This is a genomic window from Candidatus Eisenbacteria bacterium (assembly GCA_035712145.1).
Taxonomy (GTDB): domain Bacteria; phylum Eisenbacteria; class RBG-16-71-46; order RBG-16-71-46; family RBG-16-71-46; genus DASTBI01.
Window position 1 is genome coordinate 1 of sequence record DASTBI010000159.1, and the last position, 20,820, is coordinate 20,820.

The following is a 20,820-nucleotide window of genomic DNA, read 5'->3' on the forward strand; positions in this document are numbered from 1 at the left end:
CACAATCAATACGCCGCCGAGCAGTCTTTCGGAGCTGGATTCATGCAGCTCAAACGACTCGATGCACGCGCCTCGCGAGACGTCAGGACTGCTGCGGCCAGAGCTCTCTGAGGCGCCGCAGGATCTCGTCACGCGTTTCACGAAAGGCACGGAGCCGATCGGGTTCAGGAGCGGCTGTTGGGTCGGGGAGTGGCCAGTGCATGCGGCGCACGTCTCCCGGAACCGTGGGGCAGACGTCGGCCCCTTCAGCACACAAAGTGACCACGGTGTCCGCCTCGCGCCAGGGCACGTCCTGGAGCGCCTTGGACGTCTGGGCTCGTATGTCCAAGCCGATCTCGTCCATGACTTGGATGGCCACCGGATGAACGCGACCAGACTCGGTACCCGCGCTCCAAACCGTGACTCCTGGTGGCGCGAACGCGCGGGCCAGGCCCTCGGCGAGCTGGCTCCGCGCAGAGTTGTGAACGCACAAGAACAAGACTCGGCGCGGAACGGTCATGCCCCTCCCATCGGCAATTGGTGCTGTTTGAGCAGCTCCTGCATGAGCTTGGCGCTGCGCGCGGCCTGGCCCGCGTGGCAGTTGTTGAAGAAAAGATATACGCGGCGCGCGCGATCGGCCAGATCACGAATCTTTCCGATCCACTCCTGGAGCTCGTCACGCCGATATTCGTAATCATAACGACCGCTGCGATCTCCTCCCCACCAGGCGCCGGCATTGCGGCCATGGAAGCGCACGTAGGCGCTTTCTGTCGTTCTCATGGCCACTTTGGGCACAAGGCCCGGCAACGCGGGCTCGTCGACCGAGCAAAACCCGATCCTATATTTGCGTAGAGAAGCCTCGAGCTCGGGGACCAGCCAGGAGTCATGCCTGAACTCTACGAACAGAGGCTCGTTCTCGAGCTGCTGACGAAGCGCGGCGAGATATCTTCTGTTCTCGTCGGTGCGCTGAAAGGCCCACGGGAATTGGGCAAGAAGCCCGTCGTATTTTCTGGCTTGCTTCAGAGGCTCGATGGCGGCGTTGAAATCTCTGAATGTCGCGGGATCCAGCGACTGATCGTGGGTCATGGTCTTATGGAGCTTCACGACAAATCTGAAATCTTCCGGCGTGCGCTCGGCCATGCCTTCCAGCACATTCGGCTTGGGGATACCGTAGTACGTCGTGTTGATCTCGAGCGTGTCGAAGTGCTGCGCGTAGAAAGTCAGAAATTCTCGTGAAGCCATTCCGGAGGGATAGAAATTCCCCACCCAGTCCCGGTACGAATATCCCGACGTGCCGACCAGGATTCGGGTAGATTCCATCAGCCCTCGGCAGAATCCGAGCGGCGCGTTCTGGGAGCCATGGCCCGTGAGGAGATGGCTCCAAAAGGCACGTGAGAGAGCCGTGATCGTCCCGTCATCGCCCCCGCCGGGATCAGGCTGGCTTCACCCAACCGGTCACGCACCTGGTCCAGCGCATCCTGAAGCCTGCCTTCCCGCGCATGGCTCGTGAATAATTCTGATTGCGAGACATTTTCACGACGCTCGAGATGCGACACGGAGACACCCAGCAATCTCACACTCCCGCCTTTCCATAAGAAATCGAAATTGCGAGAGACATGCTCAAAGATCACCCGATGATCGTCGGTGTATTCCCGGAGCGTGGTCTGCCGAAGATGGGTTATGAAGCGTTTGTCTCTGAGCTTGATTGCAACCGTGCGTCCCCGAAATTTCTCATTTCTCAAGCGACGAGCGACTTGGTCAGAAAGCCGAAGCAGGACTCCACGCAGGTACTCGGCGTCATCGGTATCTGAAGACAACGTCACTTCGTGTCCCATGGATTTGGGATCGACCCCGTGATGATACGGAATCAACGGCGTGTCGTCGTATCCCGAGGCCGCTTCGCGCAATTGTGGGCCAATCACGCCGAACGCGGCTTCGAGATCCGCGGCTTTCGCGCGTGCAAGGTCGCCGACCGTGGCGATTCCCAAAGTCTCGAGCCTCCCCTGGAGCTTCTCTCCCACGCCCCAGAGCTCACGCACCTCGCGAGGCCAGAAATATTCACGGAACTGCTCTGGCGTCATGGCCGTCAGTCCCCGTGGCTTGCGGACACCAGAAGCCATCTTGGCGATGAGCTTGTTGGGCCCGATTCCGATGGTGGCTCCCAGACCGAATCTCCGGTCGATCTGCGTCTGGATTTCTCGACCGATCTCGGTGGCCAGATCGAGCGTGCTCGCCATCGAAAGAAATGCTTCGTCGACGCTGAAAGGCTCGACGTCGGGAGTGAATTCCAGATAAAAATCTAGAATTCGAAGCGAGAGCGCGACGTATTTCTCAGGGTTGCCTTCGATGTACTGAGCTTGAGGACACAGACGCCGCGCTTCCTGAAGCGGCATGCCTGCGCGTATTCCAAAAGGCCGCGCCTCGTACGAGGCAGCCGTCACGACTCCTCGTCGGCCGGGGTCACCACACACGACGACCGGCTGGCCGCGCAGATTCGGATGGTGCAGTTGCTCGACCGAGGCAAAAAAAGCGTCCATATCCACCAGCAGGATCATCTCGGCCTCACGTCGACCATGCCTTGCAGAGCATCCAGCTCGGGCCGCGCGGGTCGTAGCACAGCTCGTAGGATTCGGACCCATGGCTCTCGATCGAGAAGTACGCGAGCCGGTGGGAGCCTTCACGCCTCGACCATTCTCCGGTCACTTTTTTTACGCGGATCACTCGGCCCTTCCAGCGGAACCGCAAAGGCCGGACGCGGCCATCCAAAAAAACCGTAAGCACGTCCACGGGCTGGTTGAGCGTTTCGAACATGGGGTGAGTGGCCTCGAGCGCGATCATAGTGCACATACGTGCACTTTGAAAGCCAAAAAAATTAATTCCGCCAGGCCGTGCCCTTGCCGAAGAACGCCACCAGCCATTGCATCCCGACGAAGAAGAGCCCGACCAGGATCGCCCCGATCAGAGCCGTGATGAAGCCGGTCCGCGCCGAGCGCACGGCCTTCTTCCCTCGTGAGCGTTTGCTATGGCTCCGCGCACGCTCGAACTCGCTCAGCCGGAGAATCTTTCCGGTCTCGACGACCTGAGCCCCTGTTGCCAACGGCTGAAGGCAATAGAGGCAATGACCGGTCGCCAGGACCGACACCTCGCGACCGCACGAGGGGCAGGTCTCTTTCGATTCTGCGGTGTTCCGCCTCACTCCCGCGCGCTGACCCATTTCGATAGATATCGGCCGGACATCCTCCCGGTTCGAGACCTATTCCCACCGCCTTTGTGCAGGGATATCGAGCCGTGGCATGCTGCGATCGACCGGCACACGTCGACCGTAACCATCTCGAGCCGCCATCCGCCTCGGACCCGGGTCGGACGCGCCTCGCTGGAGGCCTTTTTCATGACCACCCCCGCCGCGCAGAAGGTGACGTCGGAAGCGACGATCACCGTCGACGGCAAGACCCACGCCTTTCCGCTGATTCGAGGCACCGAAGATGAAGTCGGGATGGACATCCAGAAGCTGCGGACGGAGACCGGCATCATCACGCTCGATCCCGGCTACGGCAACAGCGGCGCGTGCCGCAGCGCCATCACCTTCATCGACGGCGAGAAAGGCATCCTGCGCTACCGCGGCTATCCGATCGAGGAGCTGGCCGAGCGAAGCACCTTCCTCGAGGTCGCCTGGCTCCTGATCCACGGCGAGCTGCCGACCCAGACCCAGCTCACCGGGTTCGCGCGCGAAATCACACGCCACACCATGCTGCACGAGAACTTCGTGCGCTTCTTCGAGGCGCTCCCCGCCGACGCCCACCCCATGCCCGTATGCGCCGCCGCGGTGGGGGCACTGGCGACGTTCTACCAGCAGCCGGAGACCGAGCAGAATCTGCACGACACCGTGATCCGGCTGATCGCCAAGATGCCGACCATCGCGGCCTACTCGTACAAGCACTCGATCGGGCAGCCGTTTGTGTATCCCGTCAACCAGCTCGACTACGCGTCGAATTTCCTGCACATGATGTTCGCAACGCCTTGCGAGGAATACGAAGTCGATGCCGTACTGGCACGAGCGCTGGATTTGTTGCTGATTCTTCACGCCGACCACGAGCAGAACTGCTCGACCAGCACGGTGCGCATGGTGGGCAGCTCACGCGCCAACCTGTTCGCCAGCATCTCTGCCGGAATCAGCGCCCTGTGGGGGCCCCTCCATGGCGGTGCGAATCAGCAGGTGATCGAGATGCTCGAGAACATCGCGCGAGAGGAAGGCAGCGCCGAGAAGTTCCTCAACCGCGCCAAGAACCACAACGATACCGCCCGCCTGATGGGATTTGGACACCGCGTGTACAAGAGTTATGACCCGCGCGCCGCGATCCTCAAGCGCACCTGCAGCGAGGTGATCGCCCGCGTGGGGATCTCGAGCCGGCTGCTCGAGATCGCGCTCCAGCTCGAGGAGATCGCGCTCAAGGACGAATACTTCGTGAGCCGGAAGCTCTACCCCAATGTCGACTTCTACTCGGGCGTGATCTACAAGGCGCTCGGTATTCCAGTGAACGCGTTCACCGTGCTGTTCGCGATCGGCCGCATGCCGGGATGGATCGCGCAGTGGCTCGAGATGCGCCGCGATCCCGACTTCCGCATCGCGCGGCCCCGGCAGATCTACACCGGATCGGCGAAGCGCGCCTACGTGAATCTCGACCAGCGCGGCTGAGCGGCAGAAGCCAGGGCAACAGAGACGCCGGGCGGGGATTCCCCGCCCGGCGCGTCGTTTCTCCGGTGCGTCTCTAGAACGTCAGGCCAAAAGTCACGGGGACGAACTGCACCTGATTGGCGTCGATGGCCCCTTCCTCGGTGTAGACGTTGTCGACCCGGCCCTCGATGAAGCCGTTGATCATGCCCAGGTGCAGGGCCACTCCAGCGCCGCCGTTGATCCCGAAGTGAGTCTTGCTCTCCGAGGTCGGCGTCACACCTTCCGTCTCGGTCTTCAGGTTGTAGGCGCCGAGTCCGGCCACGACATAGGGGCGAACCGGTCCGAGCGGCAGCACGCTGACCTGAAGATTCGCGAGACCCGAAATGATCTGCTGGGTGCCCGGGATGCCGATCTGAGACTCGTCGATCGCCAGACGCGAGAAGTTGAGGTCGAACCGCGGCATCACGGGAAGCTTCGGCACGTTCAGACGCGCGAAGCCCTGCACGTTGAAGCCGTTGTTGAAGGCGTCGGCCGCGTCACTCACGGGGACGCTCATGCCTCCACCCACGCCCACCGTGACCAGCCGCTTCGCCAGCCCGACCTGAGCGGAAGCCACCACCGGGATGGAAACGAGCACGGCGAGCACCACCATTGAACGAATGAACGTCTTCATCGAAGCCCTCCTTGGGGAGCACGGACCACCCAGTCTTGGTCGTCCGTTCGAACCCGGAGGGAAGGCGCAAGGGCCGTACCGGAGGTGCAGGCATGAATCGAAACGAGTTCGGGGGCACGAAAGGCGATCGGCATTGCAGAATGCCCGTCCTTGGCCCCGCCGGTCCGTGGGACCGCACGAGAAGTCAGTGGAGCACGACCAGCCTGCGCGTGGCGCTCCCGGAGGACGTGCTCAACCTCAGGGCGTAGACGCCGGATCCGACTGGCCGCCCGTCTTCGTCGCACAGATCCCAGCCGTGGGCGTATCGCCCGGCCTGACGAGGCCCCGCCGCCAGACTGCGGATGCGACGGCCCTGGAGGTCGAGGACCTCGAGCCGTACATCCGTCCGATTTGGAACGGCAAAGACGGTCCGCACGAGACCTCGCGCCGGGTTTGGAAAAGGAGCCTCGAGCTCGAGGACCGGTGACCGGGCGTCGCCAACCGCCACCGGTGAGGGCTGAACGGCCGGATCGAAGACCATGACGCGGAGAGAATCGAAGCGGAAGCCGTCGAACTGGCCGCCGGTGTCGGACAGCAGGCGCCATCTCAGACGGACCGGCGCACTTGCGGGACCGGAGAAGGGAGATAGGTCGGACCGCTCGGGACGCCAGATCCGTCGGGTGCCTTCGTAGACGGGGGAGCCAGGCGGCTGCTCGCCGCCGCTCCTTCCCCAGCTCGTCCCGGTTCCCTTCAGTGGCGTCCAACTCGCCCCATCCAGGCTCGCTTCGATCACCGTGCAGTCATAATCCGGCTCGAAGTCCCAGCGCGCCACGAACGACGCGTAAGCGTGGACACCGTGCGACAGATCGAGGAGCGCGTTCAAGGTGAACGCTGCATCGCTGTTGGGCTTGTAGGTGCCGGTCCGATCGGAGAAGTGCGGACCGGGTCGCGTGGGGTCCGAATTCTCGATGACCCATCTGCCGGTCCAGTTTCCGGTGCTCGCTGCGTCTTCGGCAACGAGCAGCGTCGGCGTCCCGCAGAGGACGTCGACGGTGTCCCGGGAGAAGAAGCCAGTCGGATCCGAGAAGTCCACGCGGAAGCGAAGTAGCCGGCCCGGAGTCACCGAATCATCGACCGAGACCCGGAAGCGCGCCACCTCGGTGGCTGCCGCGCTCTGGAGTGGGCCAAGGGTCGGAAGCGAGGCGGCGCCCTCCACGACGTTCGCACCCGCCGTCAGGGACGACAGGGTCGCGGTCAATCCAGGGGCGGTCCCTCCCGCGCCCTGGTTGCGGGCTCGAATCTCGATGTGGGCCACCGAGCCGGCATTCAACGTCGACTCCGCCACCCGACACTCCTCGACACGGACACAGGCCCCGGCAACGTACGCCGCGTAGTAGGCGGCGCGGAAGTTCTCCTCGGCGAGCGGGCTGATTCGCGACGGAGGCGGCCAGAAAAGGTCACCTGGGCCGCCGATCTCCGAAGTCCAGGCGAGGACGCGGGGCTTGAGCACGACGTCGCCATACGCCCAGTCGGTGAAGTCTCCGTTCGTTTCGTAGAGAACCTGAGGCCCCTGACCACTTTGATATCCGTTTCCAGCGGTCATCTCGTCGCTCCACTCGACGAAGCCTGCCGAGTCCTCGGTTGCCGCAGTGGTATAGCTCCACGGATAGAGCAGCTGATCGCCGAAAGCGTGGAAATCGAGCGCGACTCTGGGCTGGAGCGTCACGATGGCATCACGCATCGCCTGGGTTTCCGGCTCCGAGAATGGAGCGGTTCCTCGATAACCTCCGGTCGTCGGATCGCTACTCGAGCCAATGTCGTTGAGCCCCCACAGGTAACCGTAGTTGCGATTGAGATCGACGCCGTCGACGCTGGCGCTGATCACGCCGTCTCCGTTGGTGTCACGCAGGTTCTTCCGATGCATCCCGAAGTAGAGACCGCCGGAGCTCACGTACTGATCCTCGTTGAACTTGAAGCCGCCGGGGTTCACGACGGGGACGATGTAGATCCGGCGATGATCCAGAAGGTAGGTCGCCTCGGGATCGACGCCATATCGGGAGACCAGATCCTCGGCGAGGCGCAGCACGGTCTGCATCCCCATGGGCTCCCGCGCGTGCGTGAGCCCATGGAGGAAGACGACGGGCCGAGGATCGGGCCCCGGGATCGCCTTGCCGAGAGCGAGCCCCCATATGGGGCGTGAGGGATGACCGGGCGCGCCGAGCGATGCACCGATCGTGTCGACCTTGTCCGCCACCACTCCCGCGACATCGTTGGCGACGAGAGCATCGAGCTCCATCTTGATCTCGGCGAGCGTCCAATACCCTCCCAGACTACCCTCGCCGAACGCGGGCAAGGTCTCGAGTCGGTACCGTCCATCCTCGCGAGCCGCGCTCCATACCTGGCGGCCCGCAGCGGGTGGCCGCCGGGACCGTTCCACGCGGCTGGCCGAGGCGGCGCTACGGCCAGGGGATTCGTCGAGGACCCGGGAGGCGGCGCCAAGGGCCATGAGCTTTTCCGCGTCGCCGGGCCACTCCAGGATCAACGCGTGGCTGCCGCGGCGAACCGCCACCACATCGAGCCCGGAGCGCAACAGCGCTTCCGCGGTCGTGTGGCCATCCAGCAGCACTCGAACCAGGCGCGGCTCGGCGGAGGAACCGGCGACTGCTGGGAAGGAGCCCAGAGTCGCCAGCAGAAGGGCGGTGGCAAGGGAGCGGGCGGCCATGGGGTCAGCCGGAGTCCAGCTCAGGATCCGGCGGCGGTTCCTCTCGCCTCGGTCATCTTGCGCACGTCGATCGTGCGCCGCAGGACGCTGAGGAATGCGCTGGCCAGCATCAGCACCGCTCCGAACCACACCAGGTTGATGAGCGGCTTGGTGCTGACTTCGACCGCGAGGATCTCCTCCGACTTCGCTCGGGGCATGCCGGGCAGCTCGAGCGCGACCCGCCCGGTGTTCGGATCCACCGAGGCGATCTGGACCGAGGCGCCGCCCGGCAGGTAGTCCGGAATACGGTTGGGAATGCCTTCCTTGAGGTTGATCTCGAGCACCGGGCGCACCGGCACGGTGCGTCCGCCGATCTCCGCCCGAACCCGCGCGGCGATGCGCACCACCTCGCCCATCTGGCGGTCGAAGTCCACGAAGGTGTAGGTGACCTGGCCGATGGTCTTGGACTCGCCTTTCTCGAACCAGACGCCGTTCACCTCGTTCTCGGCGCCCACCATCTCGAGCGGCGAGATGTAGAGGTCGTAGGTGAGGTAGCGCTGGATGTGCGGCTTCTTCATGTAGCCCTGGTTGAACTCGCTCCAGTAGAGCGCCGGCAGGGCTTCGAAACCTCCGCCCGGCGCCCGCACCGCGATCACCGCCCGGTCCTGACCGCCTTCGCCGGCGCGCACGCCTTCGAACTTCAGCCGGTAGCCGAGCACGTCACGCTCCTTGCCGACCGGAAGCTGCACCTGTTCCGCCCGGCCATAGTTGGACGAGGAGACGATGCCGATCAGCAGGATCGCGACGCCGGTGTGACCCAGAAACGCCACGCCGTGCTTCCATCCCGCGCGGAACCCGCGCAGCGTGACCACCACGTTGGCGCTGAGCGCGAACGCCGCCCCGAACACCACGGCCAGCGGCATCGGCTCGCGAACGCCGAGGGCGGCGGCGATCACCGCGATCGCGGCCGCCACGGCCACCGACGGCGCCGCGGCCCGCATCAACGCCCCGGGGTCCTGGTGCCGCCAGCGCATGAGCGGCGCGACGCCGAGCAGAAGGCCCATGGCAATGGCGAGCGGAGCGTTGACCAGGTTGTAGTACGAGGTCTGCACGTTCGATGGCGGTCCGAAGAGCCGGGTGATGAGTGGTGCGCTCATGCCGACGGCGGTGAGCGCGCACATCAGCATGAAGACGAGCTGGCCGAGCCACATCATCGACTCGCGCGAGAAGCTTCCGAGCGGCTCCTTGGGGCCGGGCATGTCCTTCCAGCGCCATGCCCAGGTGCCATACCCCACGATCATGGTCAGGAACAGGAACGAGAGCAGGAAGCCGTTGAGTCCGAGATTGACGAAGGAGTGCACCGAGAAATCCGCCAGCACGCCGCTGCGGGTGAGGAACGAGGCGTAGAGCACCAGCACGTACGACGTGACGGCGAGGAAGAAATTCGTGCGCCGTAGGCTCCCGGTCGCTCGCTGCACCAGCAGCCCGTGGACCAGCGCAATGTTCGACAACCAGGGAATCAGCGAGCCGTTCTCGACCGGGTCCCATCCCCAGTAGCCGCCCCAGCCCAGAACCTTGTACGCCCACACGCCGCCCATGATGAATCCGGTCGCCAGCACGGCGGTAGACAGCACGGCCCAGGGGAGGACGGGCTTGATCCAGCCGTCGTAGTCGCGCTTAACCAGCGCCGCCATCGCAATCGCGAACGGCACCACCAGCGAGGAGAACCCGGTGAAGAGGACCGGCGGATGGATCGTCATCCAGGGGTCCTGGAGCAATGGATTGAGGCCCTGGCCATCGACGGGAATGCGACCCTCCGGGAAGGTCAGGAAGGGCCCGCGCATCACGGTGACGAGCGCCAGCATCACCAGCGGAAGGTTGAGGAAGAACATCGCCGGCGTCACCAGTGGGTGGCGCATCCGCATGAGCGCCAGGCCCAGCGTCGCGGTGATGAGCGCCCACAGGAGGAACGTTCCCTCCTGTCCGCCCCAGAACGCGGCGTAGATGTAGTGGCTGGGCATCGCGCGCGAGGAGTAGTTCGCCGCGTACTGGTACTGGTACTGATGCGTGAAGAGGATGTACCAGAGGAAGACGGTGGCCGAGACCAGCCCGGCCCACTGAATGGTGAACGCCCGAACGCCCCACCGCCATGCGCCTTCGCGTCCGACCGTGGCGGCGAGGAAGGAAAGGCCCGCGACGAGAGCGGCGAAGAACACGACCCAGGTGATCCCCTGGCCGAGGTTCACGATCGGGTCTTGCCCTTTTCAGCCTCGGCCTGGTACTTCGACGGACACTTCACCAGGAGCTGCTCGGCCGTGAATGTCCCATCCTGGTAGTGGCCGATCGCTACGATCGACGTCGCCTGATCGAAGTTGCCCGGCACGACCCCGTGGTATTCGACGGGCAGGATCTCGCCCTTCGAATCCCTGAGCCGGAAGCTCAGGAATTGCTCGTTCGGCTTGAGCACGTACTTCTTGTCGGCAAGGGTGCCGTTGACCTGCACCAGCCCGCGGGCCTCCCGCGCCTCGGCGAACGAGATGTACGGGGTCACGGTCTTCTTGAAGCTCGTGATCCCGATCGCCGTGGCGACCACGAGCAGGATCACCGCCAGCATCGCTTTGAGATTCATCGTTTCTCCAGATCGGCCACGCGCCGCTCCAGACGCATCAGGTACCAGAAGAGGAGCCCCCACCCCAGGATCGCCACCGACATCACCACGAGATCACCGCTCATGCGCGCTCCCTCTCCGCTCTTCGAGCCGATGCTCCACGCGGGCCACTCGGACCCGCAGCGACTGCACCCAGAAGAAGAGCATCGTGAACCCCGCCAGCAGGGCGAAGAATACCACGCGGATGCGGGGATCCATGTCCACTTTCCCCCGCGGGTTGATGAGCGGGTCGGGATGCAGACTGAAGTAGATCCGAGGCACCACGAAGATGAGGAAAGGCACGGAAACGAATGCCATCGCCGAGTAAACTGCGGCCAGCCGGGCCCGGCGCTCGGGCTGGTCGATCGCGCTCCGCAGGGCCAGGTAGGCGACGTAAATGAGCAGCAGGAAGAAGATCGACGTCTCGCGCGGATCCCAGTTCCAGTACGCGCCCCACATCGCCTTGGCCCACATCGCGCCACTCACGGTGGCCACGACGCAGAACAGGAGCCCAATCTCGGCAGCGGCTGCGGCATGGTGGTCGTGCTCGAGGTTGCGGCGCTTGAGATAGAGCAGGCTGTGGATCATCGACCACGCCAGCGCGAGCACCGTGACCCACGCCGCCGGAATGTGGAAGTAGAGCACCCGCGTGGTCTCGCCGAGCACCGGCACGAGCGGCGCCCAGAGAAACGCCGCCACGATCCAGCCCGCGATCCACACGAGCAGCAGCGTGCGCGCGATCATGCGTCCTCCCAGAGATGGTCGTAGAGCAGCAGGCTCACGGCCAGCAGCGCCACGGCGTAGGCGGCGAGCAGCCGCAGCTCGGCGCCGACGGGCGCGCCGGTCCACTGGGCCCGCGTGCCGCTGACCGCGGCGGCCAGGATCGGCAGCAGCACCGGGAACGATACTCCCGCGAACAAAGCACCTCGACCCCGCGTCTGGGCGATGATCGCGGCGACGACGGTCGATCCCGCTCCGAGCGCCAGGCTGCCAAGACCGAGCACGGCGAGCAACGGCCCCCAGCGCGGCGGCGGAGCGCCCATCAGGATCAGGAACAGCGGCACCGTGACGGCCTCGATCGAGATCAGGAAGAGCAGGTTGAAGAGCAGCTTGCCGAGCGCGATCGCGGTGGGCGAAGCCACCAGGCGCATCAGCACCATCGTGTGGCCCTCGGTCTCGCGCACGAAGGTATGAGCGAGGCTGGCGAGCGCGGCGAACAGCAGCACCACCCACAAGAGCGCCGCGAGCACGTCGGGACGATCGCTCATCCTTCCGACCGCGAAGCTTACGGCGGCGAGGCTGGTCACCGCGAACAGCAGCGCCGCGTTGAGGCCGTAGCGCGTGCGCCATTCGCTGCGGCACTCCTTACGCAGGATGGCCCAGACCGCGCGTTTCGAGCTCGACCTGCTGGCCGGCAAGCGCTCCCTCCCGTTCGTCGTTGGTGGCGATCATCACGAGCCGCCGTGCGCCTTCATCTCCGATCAGCGCGGCGAGGCCGCGCCGTCCTTCGTCGTCGAGGTGGCTGCCCGGCTCGTCCAGCAGGAGCAGCGGCGGGTCGTCGAGCAGCGCGAACGCCAGCCGCAGGCGCTGAGCCATGCCGGACGAGAGGGCCTGGACGCGCTCGTTCGCGCGCTCGATGAGCCCGACCTTCCGCAGTCGGTCGCGTCCACGCTCGGCCGGACTCGGCAGGCCGCGGGCCTCGGCCGCGAAGGTGAGGTTCTCGATCGCGGTCAGCTCGGGGTAGAAGGCCAGATCCGGGGCCGCGTATCCGATCCAGCGATGCCGCTCCCGCGCCGGGAGCACGTTGCCCCCCACGCTCAGCGAAGCTTCGCCGGACGAAGGCCGGAGAAGGCCCGCGAGCAGGCGCATCAGGGTCGACTTGCCCGAGCCGTTCGGTCCGCGCACCGCCACGATTCCCGGCCCGCTGAAGGTGAAGCTCAATCGGTCGAGCACCGGGCGGTGACCATAACGATGCGACAGCGCTTTCGCCTCGATCGTCGTCGCCCACGCGCCGTCGCCCGGGCCGCTCACTCGCGAACAGGCCTTCCGGAGGGAATCAGCTCATCCACCAAGCGCCGCAGCTCAGGAAGCACGCGGTTCCGCGCCTCGGCGCGCGAAGCATGCAGCATCACGCCGGCGGCATGAGGGTGACCTCCGCCCCCGAGCCGGGTGGCGACCGCATCGATGGTCACGCGACCGGTCGAGCGGAGACTCACCTTCACCTTCCCCGGCTCGAACTCGGAGAAGAGCGCCACGGCCTCGGCGCCGGCGATCCCGCGCGGCAGGTCCACCAGGCCGTCGGTGTCCGCGCCGGAAAGCCCGTGCTTGGAGAACATCTCGGGCGTCGCTTCCATGATCACGAGGCGGCCTTCGCAGTCGAGCTCGAGCGCGCTCAGAACCTCGCCGAAGAACCTCATGCGCTCCGCCGAGGCGTGGGAATGGACTTGCGCGTAGAGCCGCTGCGGATCCAGTCCGAGCGAGAGGAGATCGGCCGCCATCTGATGCGCGTCCGGATCGGTGTTCGAGTAGCGGAAAGAGCCGGTATCGGTCATCAACGCGATGTAGAGCGCTTCGCCGATCTCCCGCGTGAGCGCGCCGCCCGACTCCCGGATCAGCTGATAGACGATCTCTCCCGTGGCCGAGGCGTCCGGCGCGATGAGATTCACCAGTCCGAAGCCGTGCGCGTGCGAGACGTGGTGGTCGACGACGGCGACCGCGATCACGTGCCGGTCGATCAGCGGTCCGAGACGCCCGATGCGCGGGCGGTTGCTGGTATCGAGGACGATCAACGCATCGGCCTCGCTGAAGCACTGCTCGGCCAGATCCGGCTCGAAAACCTCGAGCGGGATGGTGTGAGCCATGAAGCGAAAGGCCGCTGGGGTCGGCGAGTCGTTGAGGATGCGCACCGTCTTGCCCAGCGAGCGCAGCCAGAGCCCCATGGCCACCTCGCTGCCCAGCCCATCCCCGTCGGGGTTGACGTGCGTGGTGAGCAGGAAGCGCTGGTGGCGGGCGAGGAAATCGTGAAAGGCGCGGCGCGCGGGAGATGACTCGCTCACGGAGTCTCCGTGTCGGGAGCATGGGTGACCTGGGCCAGCGACGGGTCGGCGGAGGGCAGCTCGAGACCGGCCACGGTCTCGAGGAACCACCGGTGGAACCGCAGGTCGGTCGTCAGCTCGGGATGGAAGCTGAGGCCCACGATCCGGCCCTGGCGCACGCCAACCACCGTGCTTTCCGGGCCGGCGGGATCGCGCAACGTGGCCACGACCTCGACGCGACTCCCCACCCGGCGTATGCGCGGGGCGCGGATGAACACGCCGTGATAGCCGCCGCCGACCACCGGGCTCTCCACCTCGGCGGTGAACGAGTCGATCTGCCGGCCGTAGGCGTTGCGCTCGACAGAGACGTCGAGCACGCCGAGCGGCGGATGCGGCAGCCGGTCGGCCTCCTGGCCCAGCAGGATGACGCCGGCGCAGGTTCCCAGGACCGGGCGAGCGCGCACGAACTGCATGAGTGGCTCACGAAGGCCGTTCGACTCCATGAGCCGCAGCATCGTGGTCGATTCCCCGCCAGGCATGACCAGCGCGTCCAGGCCGCTCAGGTGCTCGGGCAGCACCACTCGCACCGCGGTCGCGCCGAGCGCCTCGATCGACGATCGGTGACAGGCGTAGTCGCCCTGAAGACTCAGAACGCCGACACGAGGAATCAAGGTCACCAGCCTCGCTTGGCCAGCTGTTGATCCTCGGGGATCGCTTCCATCGAGACGCCGCGCATCGCCTTGGGAAGCCCGGCGCTGACTTTGGCGAGCAGATCCGGGCGGTCGTGATGGGTCACGGCCTGGACGATCGCCTTGGCCATGCGCAGCTGCTCGGCACGAGCGTCCGTGTCCTTGTTGTCGAGACCAACTTCGAAGATGCCCGAGCCGACGAACACCGCTTCGGCCCCGAGGTGCACCATCAGCGCGGCGTCCGCCGGGGTCGCCACGCCGCCGGCGGCGAAGTTGGGCACGGGAAGCCGGCCGGTGTTGGCGACCTGGCGCACCACTTCGAAAGGCGCCGCCAGGCGCTTGGCCTCCGCCATCAGCTCGTCCTCGCGCAGCGTGGTGAGGTGCTTGATGCCCTGCTGCACCGCGCGCATGTGCCGCACCGCTTCCACGACATTGCCCGTCCCTGCTTCACCCTTGGTCCGGATCATGGCCGCGCCTTCGCCGATCCGCCGCAGCGCTTCGCCCAGATCGCGGCAGCCGCACACGAACGGCACCTTGAAGTCGTGCTTCCAGATGTGGTGCTCCTCATCGGCGGGTGTGAGCACCTCGCTCTCGTCGATGAAGTCGATGCCCAGCGCTTCGAGGATCTGTGCTTCGACCAGGTGCCCGATCCGGCACTTGGCCATGACCGGGATCGAGACCGCGGCTTCGATCTCCTGGATCAGCTGAGGATCGGACATGCGCGCCACGCCGCCCTCGCGGCGAATTCGCGCCGGGATGCGTTCGAGCGCCATGACCGCCGCGGCGCCCGCTTCCTCCGCGATTCGCGCCTGGTCGGGGGTCATCACGTCCATGATGACGCCACCCTTCAGCATCTCGGCCAGGCCGACCTTGAGCCGGAACTGCTCCTGGGTGCTCATCTTGTCCTCTCCTCTCTGGCGCCTATGCCGAACGTGGCGCTGGCTGGTTCAGCTTGCTCAGACGTGCGATGGCGGACCGCGTCTCGCGGACGATCGTCTCGACATCCGCCTCCTCGAGCCCCTCGCCCAGCGAGTACCGCACGCTGGCGTGGGCCTCCTCCGGCGTGCGCCCCATCGCCAGCAGCACGTGGGAAGGTCCCGCCGAAGCAGCGCTGCAGGCCGATCCCGTGGAGACCGTGATCCCCGCCAGGTCGAGCTCGTGCAGCATCGCTTCACCGTCGACCCCTTCGAAGGCCACGTTGAGGACGCTCGAAATCCGCCGCTCGCGATGGCCGTTGAGCCGCACGCCGTCCACTTCGGACTCGAGCCGCTCCAGCAGCCGGCCACCGAGCGCTTCCGCCTCGTGGCGTCCCGACTCGAGCCGCGTCATGGCGAGCTCCGCCGCGGCGCCGAGCCCCACGATGGCCGGCAGGTTCTCGGTGCCTGCGCGTCGCGAGCGCTCCTGATGGCCGCCGTGGACGAGCGGCACGAGCCGCGTGCGACGCCGGGCGATCAACGCCGCCGCGCCGAGCGGTCCGTAGAACTTGTGTCCGGCGAGGCTCAACAAATCGCAGGGGAGATCGGCGAAGCGCACCGGCACTTTCCCGACGGCCTGAACGGCATCGATGTGGAAGCGGGCGCCGGCGCGGCGCACGCGCTCCCCGATCGCCTCGATGGGCTGGACGACGCCGGTCTCGTTGTTGACCCACATGACCGACACCAGGTGGACGTCGGGACCGAGCGCCGCTTCGAGCCGGTCGGGATCCACGAGGCCGTCGCGGTCGACCGGCACGATGGTGAGCGGCACGCCGCGGGACGCCAGGTGGCGCGCGGTCTCGAGCACCGAGGGATGCTCGATCGCCGAGACCACCAGCCGGGCTCGCGGTGAGGACGCGCTCGCAAGGACGCCCTGGAGCGCGAGATTGTTGGCCTCGGAACCGGATGCGGTGAAGACGACTTCCTCCGGCGCCGCCCCCACGAGATCGGCGACCTGACCGCGCGCGGTCTCGATCGCTTCCCGGGCCGCCTCGCCACGCCGATGAACCGACGAAGCATTTCCGAATGCTGCGCCGAGAAATGGGCGCATCGCTTCGACCACCTCGGGCGCGGGAGGCGTGGTGGCGGCGTGATCCGCGTAGATCTCCCGGTTCGGTCTCACGAGGCTCCGATCGTCTGGATCGACACTCGCCGCGCCAGATGGCCTGCGATCTGCGTGAGCGCCCGCGCGGTCTCCCGCTCGGGCTCGGCGACCACCACCGGACGGCCTTCGTCTCCCGCGGCACGGACGCCAGGATCGAGAGGAATCCCGCCCAGGTACGGAACGCCCAAGGCCAGGAACCGGGCTTCCGTCTTTCCGGTGTCGAAGATGTCGTGACGCGTGCCGCAATGCGTGCACACGAAGTGGCTCATGTTCTCGATCACGCCGAGGATCGGCACCTGGAGCTTCTCGAACATCGAGACCGCCTTGACGCCGTCCTCGATGGCCACCGCGGAGGGCGTCGTCACCACCACCGCGCCGGCCACGTGCGTCTGCTGCACCAGGGAGAGCTGCACGTCGCCCGTGCCCGGGGGAAGGTCGACCAGCAGGTAGTCGAGCTCGCCCCAGTCGACATCGTGCAGGAAGCTCTTGATGGCCCCGTGGAGCATGGGCCCGCGCCACACCACGGCCTCGCCTTCGCTGACCAGGAGGCCCATCGACAGGAAGCGAAGGCCCCACGCCTCGACCGGCACGATCTTGCCGTCACGCTGCGAAGGCTGCTTGTGGACTCCCAGCATGCGCGGAAGGTTGGGGCCGTAGATGTCGCCGTCGAGAAGGCCCACCTTGGCGCCGGCCTGAGCGAGCGCGGCGGCGAGATTGGCCGCCACCGTCGACTTGCCCACGCCACCCTTACCGCTCCCGATCGCCAGGACATGGGCCACTCCCGGGATCTCCTTGCGATCGGAGCCCGGTGCGGCGGACTTGCGAACACGCGACGTGGTGCGAATCTCCACTTGCCGGATCCCCGGAAGCTTCTCGACCGCGGCCCGGCAGTCGCCCTCGATCTGGTCCTTGAGCGGACAGGCCGCCGTGGTGAGCACCAGCGTGAACGCGGCGCGGCCGTCGGTCACGGTCAGGTCCTCGATCATGCCGAGGGTCACGAGGTCGCGATGCAGATCGGGATCTTGCACCGTCGAAAGCGCCTTCAGCACGTCCTCGCGGGACGCCGTGCCTTCGCTCACCAGTCGGTCGGTCATTCGGCCGCCACGACTTCGCGGACCCCAGGCACCTTCCCCCGGATCCAGCGCTCGATGCCGTTCCTCAAGGTGACCGCCGCGTTGCCGCATCCCGTGCAGGAGCCGCGCAGCCGCAGCGTCACCACCCCATCGTCCGAGACGCTCAGGAGTTCCAGGTCGCCGCCATCCGCCTGGATGACGGGCCGGAGCTTCTCGATCACCTGAACCACCTGTTCGCGCATGGAATCTCCAAGGTCTCCTGAAGGTCGTGACTCGAACCGGCTAGATTATGGGCCAACCCGGCGGCCGTCAAAATGTTTCCCGACTTCGCGATGAGCCGAATTTCATTCGGCAGGACGGCGGGTCCTCACAAGCTCTTGACCCTGGGCTCTGTGCGACCCGCTCGGGTGCCTTTGGATGCGCGATCGGCTCAGGTGGCGCGAAGCGTCGCCGGGGGTGGCCTCGAGCGATCAGCCTTTCTTGACGACGAATCTCACGACGTAGGCCGAGGTGTCGACCGTCACACCGCCTTCGGGATAGGGCTCGAGGCTCAGCACGCGCAGGCGGTAATCGCTCCAGGTCGCCCACGGAATCGAATCGGTCGGTGCGCCTTCCGGCAGCTGCGCGAGGAAGGTGCTCATGCCGCCTTCGGCGCTCTTCGCGGCGAACTGGACCACCGCGTCACCGGCGCGAATGCACTGCACGTTCTTCGGGCATCTCGAGTCCTGGACCACGCGCAGGAACGCCATCTCGAGCGGGCGGCCCGGCGTGAAGGAGACCCACTGCCCCTTGCGGAGCGATACCGGCTCGTCGAGCCCCGCTTTCGTATCCGCCTGGCGGCAGGTCGAGCCGGGAATCAGCCCGATCAGCGCCGCCACCATCATCCATCGCTGTGCTCGCGACATCATGCCCTCCATTGGCAACCGCTCGAGCGCAGCGGCCGGGGATCAGCGCCAGTCCGCGTTCTCGACCTCGCACAGCACCGAGGCCAGGTCGTTGAAGACCAGGCGCTTCGGCGCGGCGTCGAGCGGTGGAAGCTCGATCTCGGTGGTGGGGCCCGCCACTTCGGCCCTGAAACGAGCATGCCCCCGATCGCCGAAGTCGATCAAGATCGGAACCGACATGCGGAAGCTCTCCGGAACTTCCCGCTGTTCGATCCTGCATCGCACCTTGAACTTTCCAGCGGCGGCGGGCTCGGATTTCCAGGAGAACCGGTAGGCCGGAATGTCGGTGCCGTAGACCCACTGCTTGAAGAACCAGCCCAGGTCCTGCCCGGCGTGCTTCTCGGCCACGCGCCGGAAGTCCTGAGTCGATGCCTCCTGGCCCTGATACGTCTGGTAGTAGTCCTTCATCAACGCGCGGAATCGTTCGTCGCTCATCCTGTCGAGGTCGAGCAACAGGTTGCGCAGCATGTGCAGGATCCAGGCGCCCTTCTCGTAGATGGCCGTGTGGTAGGCCCCCTGCCCGTTGTTGACCGCCGCGCGGGACCCGAGCCAGGTGGGCGCGATTCGGAGCCCGGTGCCGAGCTTCTGCCTCTGTCCTTCCACGATGTCCTTGCGCCACTCCTCGAGCATGTCGAAGTAGCGCTTCGTGGTGCGATTCGAGGTCTGGAGGAACCACAAGGCGGAGAACTGCGCGAACCCTTCGCTCAGCCAGTAGTCGTGGTAGCTCCGCACGCCGACGCCGTAGGGCCACCACTGATGCGCCACTTCGTGCGAGCGGAACAGCTCGTTCTCGCCGTAGCGCGCGTTGGTTTGAAACGTCCCGGCGTAGAGCGCGATCATTCCCGGGAACGAGACGCCGTGAGCGATGGGCGTCTCGGTCGCGAACAAGCGCTTCACCGGGAGCGGACCGTACACGCTCTGGAAGAACGCCAGGCTATTGGCGACGTCGGCGCCAACCTGCTTCTCCATGTCCTTGCCCGACGCGACTCCCTCCTCGGCCAGCGCACGCGCCCACTCGCCGTGTTGCTCGCCCGACATCAGCACGATCACCTCGGGAATTCCCTTCGCCTTCACCTGATGCTCCTTCATGAAGCCGAGGTTGAAGGACGCGTACTGAACGGGCCGATCGCATACCCAGCGCGACGTCGTGGTGCCGCGCTTCGTCTCCTTCGAGACGCGCTCATGGATGCTCGAGAGCTGGATGTCGGCCGGATGGTGGAACGTCAGGTCGTAGGTCGCGCGGACTTGCGTCTGATGGACCGGCAGCCAGGTCAGATCGCTCTCCAGCCAGAACCAGTCGCCGTCGCGCTTGATGATCGGCCCATGGTACTGGACCTCGACCTGGACGGAATCGCCCGCGACCAGCGGCGGCGCGCACTGGACCCAGAGCAAGGGGCTGTCCTTGCCGCGTGACCATGCCGCCGGCCGTCCGTTCACGCGAACCGAGTCGACGACAAGCTTGTCGAACAGCCCGAACGAGAGGAACTCGGCCTGGGAGGCCTCGACGACGCCGTGGAGCCGCGCTTGGGCGCGGATGTCCGTATAACGCTGGATCTGGACGTCCGCGGTGACGTGTCGCACGCGGAACGCCGGTCGGTAGTCCGTCTGCAAGTCGTCGCTGCTTCGGCCGCCGAGCCGGAACTTGGAAAGAACCTCGCGATCGTAGATCCGGTAGAGGCCGCTCGCCTTCGGCCCTTCTCTCGAGCGGTAGAGGACCATTTCCTCACCGGCGTAGGGATTGAGGTTCAGGTAGATTGTCTTTCCGGAGACAGGATGGATGGCGGCGAAGAAGTACCCATCGGGAACCCGGTCGACCAGCGAGCGGCCCAGGGATGGATCGATGCTGCGCGATCCAGCATGCGACACATCGTCGATCGTGCGGGAGAGCGCCTGTTCCGCGGACGATGAGGGCTTTCCAGGCGACAACCTCGCCGCGGCGACGATCTCCGCCTCGGTGCTGTCCGCGAAGAACAGCGTGAGCTGGTCGAAGGCAATGCGCAGCACCGATGTGCCGATGAAGCGCCGGAGCTGATCGCGCTCGACCTCGGTCGCGGGGGTGAACGCGAAGGTTCCCTGTCCGGTGAACACCGCGCTCCACACCCGGCCGCCCACCGGCGTGGCGAGGACCAGGTCGCCCGATTCGAGCGCAAAGGTGGCGGCATCCCGCTGGATGAGCAAGCTTCCGACGGTGGCACATCGGGCAGGATCGAGCTTCTGGGCGCGGAACTGATCGAACAAGGCGTCGTAGGACCACCGGGTGTCGCGATCCGCGGCCCGCGCGCCGCTCGTCGCGATGCCGGCGACGAGCAGCAGCGAGATGATACCGACGCGAAGAAGCATGGCGTTCTC

The 20,820-nt window shown here is 66.0% G+C and carries 21 protein-coding genes; 1 reads left to right on the forward strand and 20 read right to left on the reverse strand.

Annotated features, from left to right (window positions below; translation table 11 throughout):
• Positions 1–82: 82 nt before the first annotated feature.
• The 5 genes from VFQ05_10395 to VFQ05_10415 form a co-directional block, all read right to left on the reverse strand.
• Positions 83–499, reverse strand: coding sequence for an arsenate reductase ArsC (locus tag VFQ05_10395; GenBank protein ID HET9327173.1), 417 nt, complete (start codon positions 497–499; stop codon positions 83–85).
• Entirely contained in the window at positions 496–1,299 is an 804-nt protein-coding gene (locus VFQ05_10400; protein ID HET9327174.1) for a DUF72 domain-containing protein, read from the reverse strand. Before VFQ05_10400 ends, VFQ05_10395 begins: the two co-directional genes overlap by 4 nt.
• On the reverse strand, positions 1,299–2,534 hold the full coding sequence (gene dinB, locus VFQ05_10405; GenBank protein ID HET9327175.1) for a DNA polymerase IV: 1,236 nt from the start codon (positions 2,532–2,534) through the stop codon (positions 1,299–1,301). The genes VFQ05_10400 and dinB overlap by 1 nt, the downstream gene beginning before the upstream one ends.
• A gap of 7 nt (positions 2,535–2,541) precedes the next feature.
• A complete protein-coding gene (locus VFQ05_10410) occupies positions 2,542–2,790 on the reverse strand; it encodes a hypothetical protein (protein ID HET9327176.1) in 249 nt (82 codons plus the stop codon).
• 61 nt (positions 2,791–2,851) lie between these two features.
• Positions 2,852–2,974: a hypothetical protein gene (locus VFQ05_10415; GenBank protein ID HET9327177.1), complete on the reverse strand. Its 123-nt coding sequence runs from the start codon at positions 2,972–2,974 to the stop codon at positions 2,852–2,854.
• A gap of 393 nt (positions 2,975–3,367) precedes the next feature.
• Between VFQ05_10415 and VFQ05_10420 the strand changes: the two genes are divergently transcribed.
• Complete coding sequence (locus VFQ05_10420; protein HET9327178.1) at positions 3,368–4,672, forward strand: citrate synthase; 1,305 nt, start codon at positions 3,368–3,370, stop codon at positions 4,670–4,672.
• Between the two features lie 73 nt (positions 4,673–4,745).
• Here the strand turns inward: VFQ05_10420 and VFQ05_10425 are convergent, their stop codons facing one another.
• From VFQ05_10425 to VFQ05_10495, 15 genes are all read right to left on the reverse strand, one after another.
• A complete protein-coding gene (locus VFQ05_10425; GenBank protein HET9327179.1) occupies positions 4,746–5,324 on the reverse strand; it encodes an outer membrane beta-barrel protein in 579 nt (192 codons plus the stop codon).
• A gap of 184 nt (positions 5,325–5,508) precedes the next feature.
• Entirely contained in the window at positions 5,509–8,025 is a 2,517-nt protein-coding gene (locus VFQ05_10430) for a M14 family zinc carboxypeptidase (protein HET9327180.1), read from the reverse strand.
• A 20-nt stretch (positions 8,026–8,045) separates the two neighbouring features.
• Complete coding sequence (locus VFQ05_10435) at positions 8,046–10,250, reverse strand: cytochrome c-type biogenesis CcmF C-terminal domain-containing protein (GenBank protein HET9327181.1); 2,205 nt, start codon at positions 10,248–10,250, stop codon at positions 8,046–8,048.
• Positions 10,247–10,633: a cytochrome c maturation protein CcmE gene (locus VFQ05_10440; protein HET9327182.1), complete on the reverse strand. Its 387-nt coding sequence runs from the start codon at positions 10,631–10,633 to the stop codon at positions 10,247–10,249. Before VFQ05_10440 ends, VFQ05_10435 begins: the two co-directional genes overlap by 4 nt.
• Before the next feature lie 93 nt (positions 10,634–10,726).
• Positions 10,727–11,395, reverse strand: coding sequence for a cytochrome c biogenesis protein CcsA (gene ccsA, locus VFQ05_10445; GenBank protein ID HET9327183.1), 669 nt, complete (start codon positions 11,393–11,395; stop codon positions 10,727–10,729).
• Complete coding sequence (locus tag VFQ05_10450) at positions 11,392–12,069, reverse strand: heme exporter protein CcmB (GenBank protein HET9327184.1); 678 nt, start codon at positions 12,067–12,069, stop codon at positions 11,392–11,394. The genes ccsA and VFQ05_10450 overlap by 4 nt, the downstream gene beginning before the upstream one ends.
• Positions 12,017–12,682 (reverse strand): ATP-binding cassette domain-containing protein, encoded by a 666-nt coding sequence (locus VFQ05_10455; GenBank protein ID HET9327185.1) that lies wholly within the window; start codon positions 12,680–12,682, stop codon positions 12,017–12,019. The genes VFQ05_10450 and VFQ05_10455 overlap by 53 nt, the downstream gene beginning before the upstream one ends.
• Complete coding sequence (locus tag VFQ05_10460; protein ID HET9327186.1) at positions 12,679–13,707, reverse strand: bifunctional oligoribonuclease/PAP phosphatase NrnA; 1,029 nt, start codon at positions 13,705–13,707, stop codon at positions 12,679–12,681. The genes VFQ05_10455 and VFQ05_10460 overlap by 4 nt, the downstream gene beginning before the upstream one ends.
• Positions 13,704–14,354, reverse strand: a complete 651-nt coding sequence (gene pdxT / locus VFQ05_10465; GenBank protein ID HET9327187.1) for a pyridoxal 5'-phosphate synthase glutaminase subunit PdxT — start codon at positions 14,352–14,354, stop codon at positions 13,704–13,706. Before pdxT ends, VFQ05_10460 begins: the two co-directional genes overlap by 4 nt.
• A gap of 5 nt (positions 14,355–14,359) precedes the next feature.
• Positions 14,360–15,274 (reverse strand): pyridoxal 5'-phosphate synthase lyase subunit PdxS, encoded by a 915-nt coding sequence (gene pdxS, locus VFQ05_10470; GenBank protein HET9327188.1) that lies wholly within the window; start codon positions 15,272–15,274, stop codon positions 14,360–14,362.
• A gap of 22 nt (positions 15,275–15,296) precedes the next feature.
• On the reverse strand, positions 15,297–16,472 hold the full coding sequence (locus VFQ05_10475; GenBank protein ID HET9327189.1) for a cysteine desulfurase family protein: 1,176 nt from the start codon (positions 16,470–16,472) through the stop codon (positions 15,297–15,299).
• Entirely contained in the window at positions 16,469–17,548 is a 1,080-nt protein-coding gene (locus VFQ05_10480) for an Mrp/NBP35 family ATP-binding protein (GenBank protein ID HET9327190.1), read from the reverse strand. The genes VFQ05_10475 and VFQ05_10480 overlap by 4 nt, the downstream gene beginning before the upstream one ends.
• A complete protein-coding gene (locus VFQ05_10485; protein HET9327191.1) occupies positions 17,545–17,769 on the reverse strand; it encodes a NifU family protein in 225 nt (74 codons plus the stop codon). Before VFQ05_10485 ends, VFQ05_10480 begins: the two co-directional genes overlap by 4 nt.
• A gap of 228 nt (positions 17,770–17,997) precedes the next feature.
• Positions 17,998–18,432 (reverse strand): hypothetical protein, encoded by a 435-nt coding sequence (locus tag VFQ05_10490; GenBank protein ID HET9327192.1) that lies wholly within the window; start codon positions 18,430–18,432, stop codon positions 17,998–18,000.
• A gap of 42 nt (positions 18,433–18,474) precedes the next feature.
• Positions 18,475–20,811, reverse strand: coding sequence for a M1 family aminopeptidase (locus VFQ05_10495; GenBank protein ID HET9327193.1), 2,337 nt, complete (start codon positions 20,809–20,811; stop codon positions 18,475–18,477).
• Between the last annotated feature and the right edge of the window lie 9 nt (positions 20,812–20,820).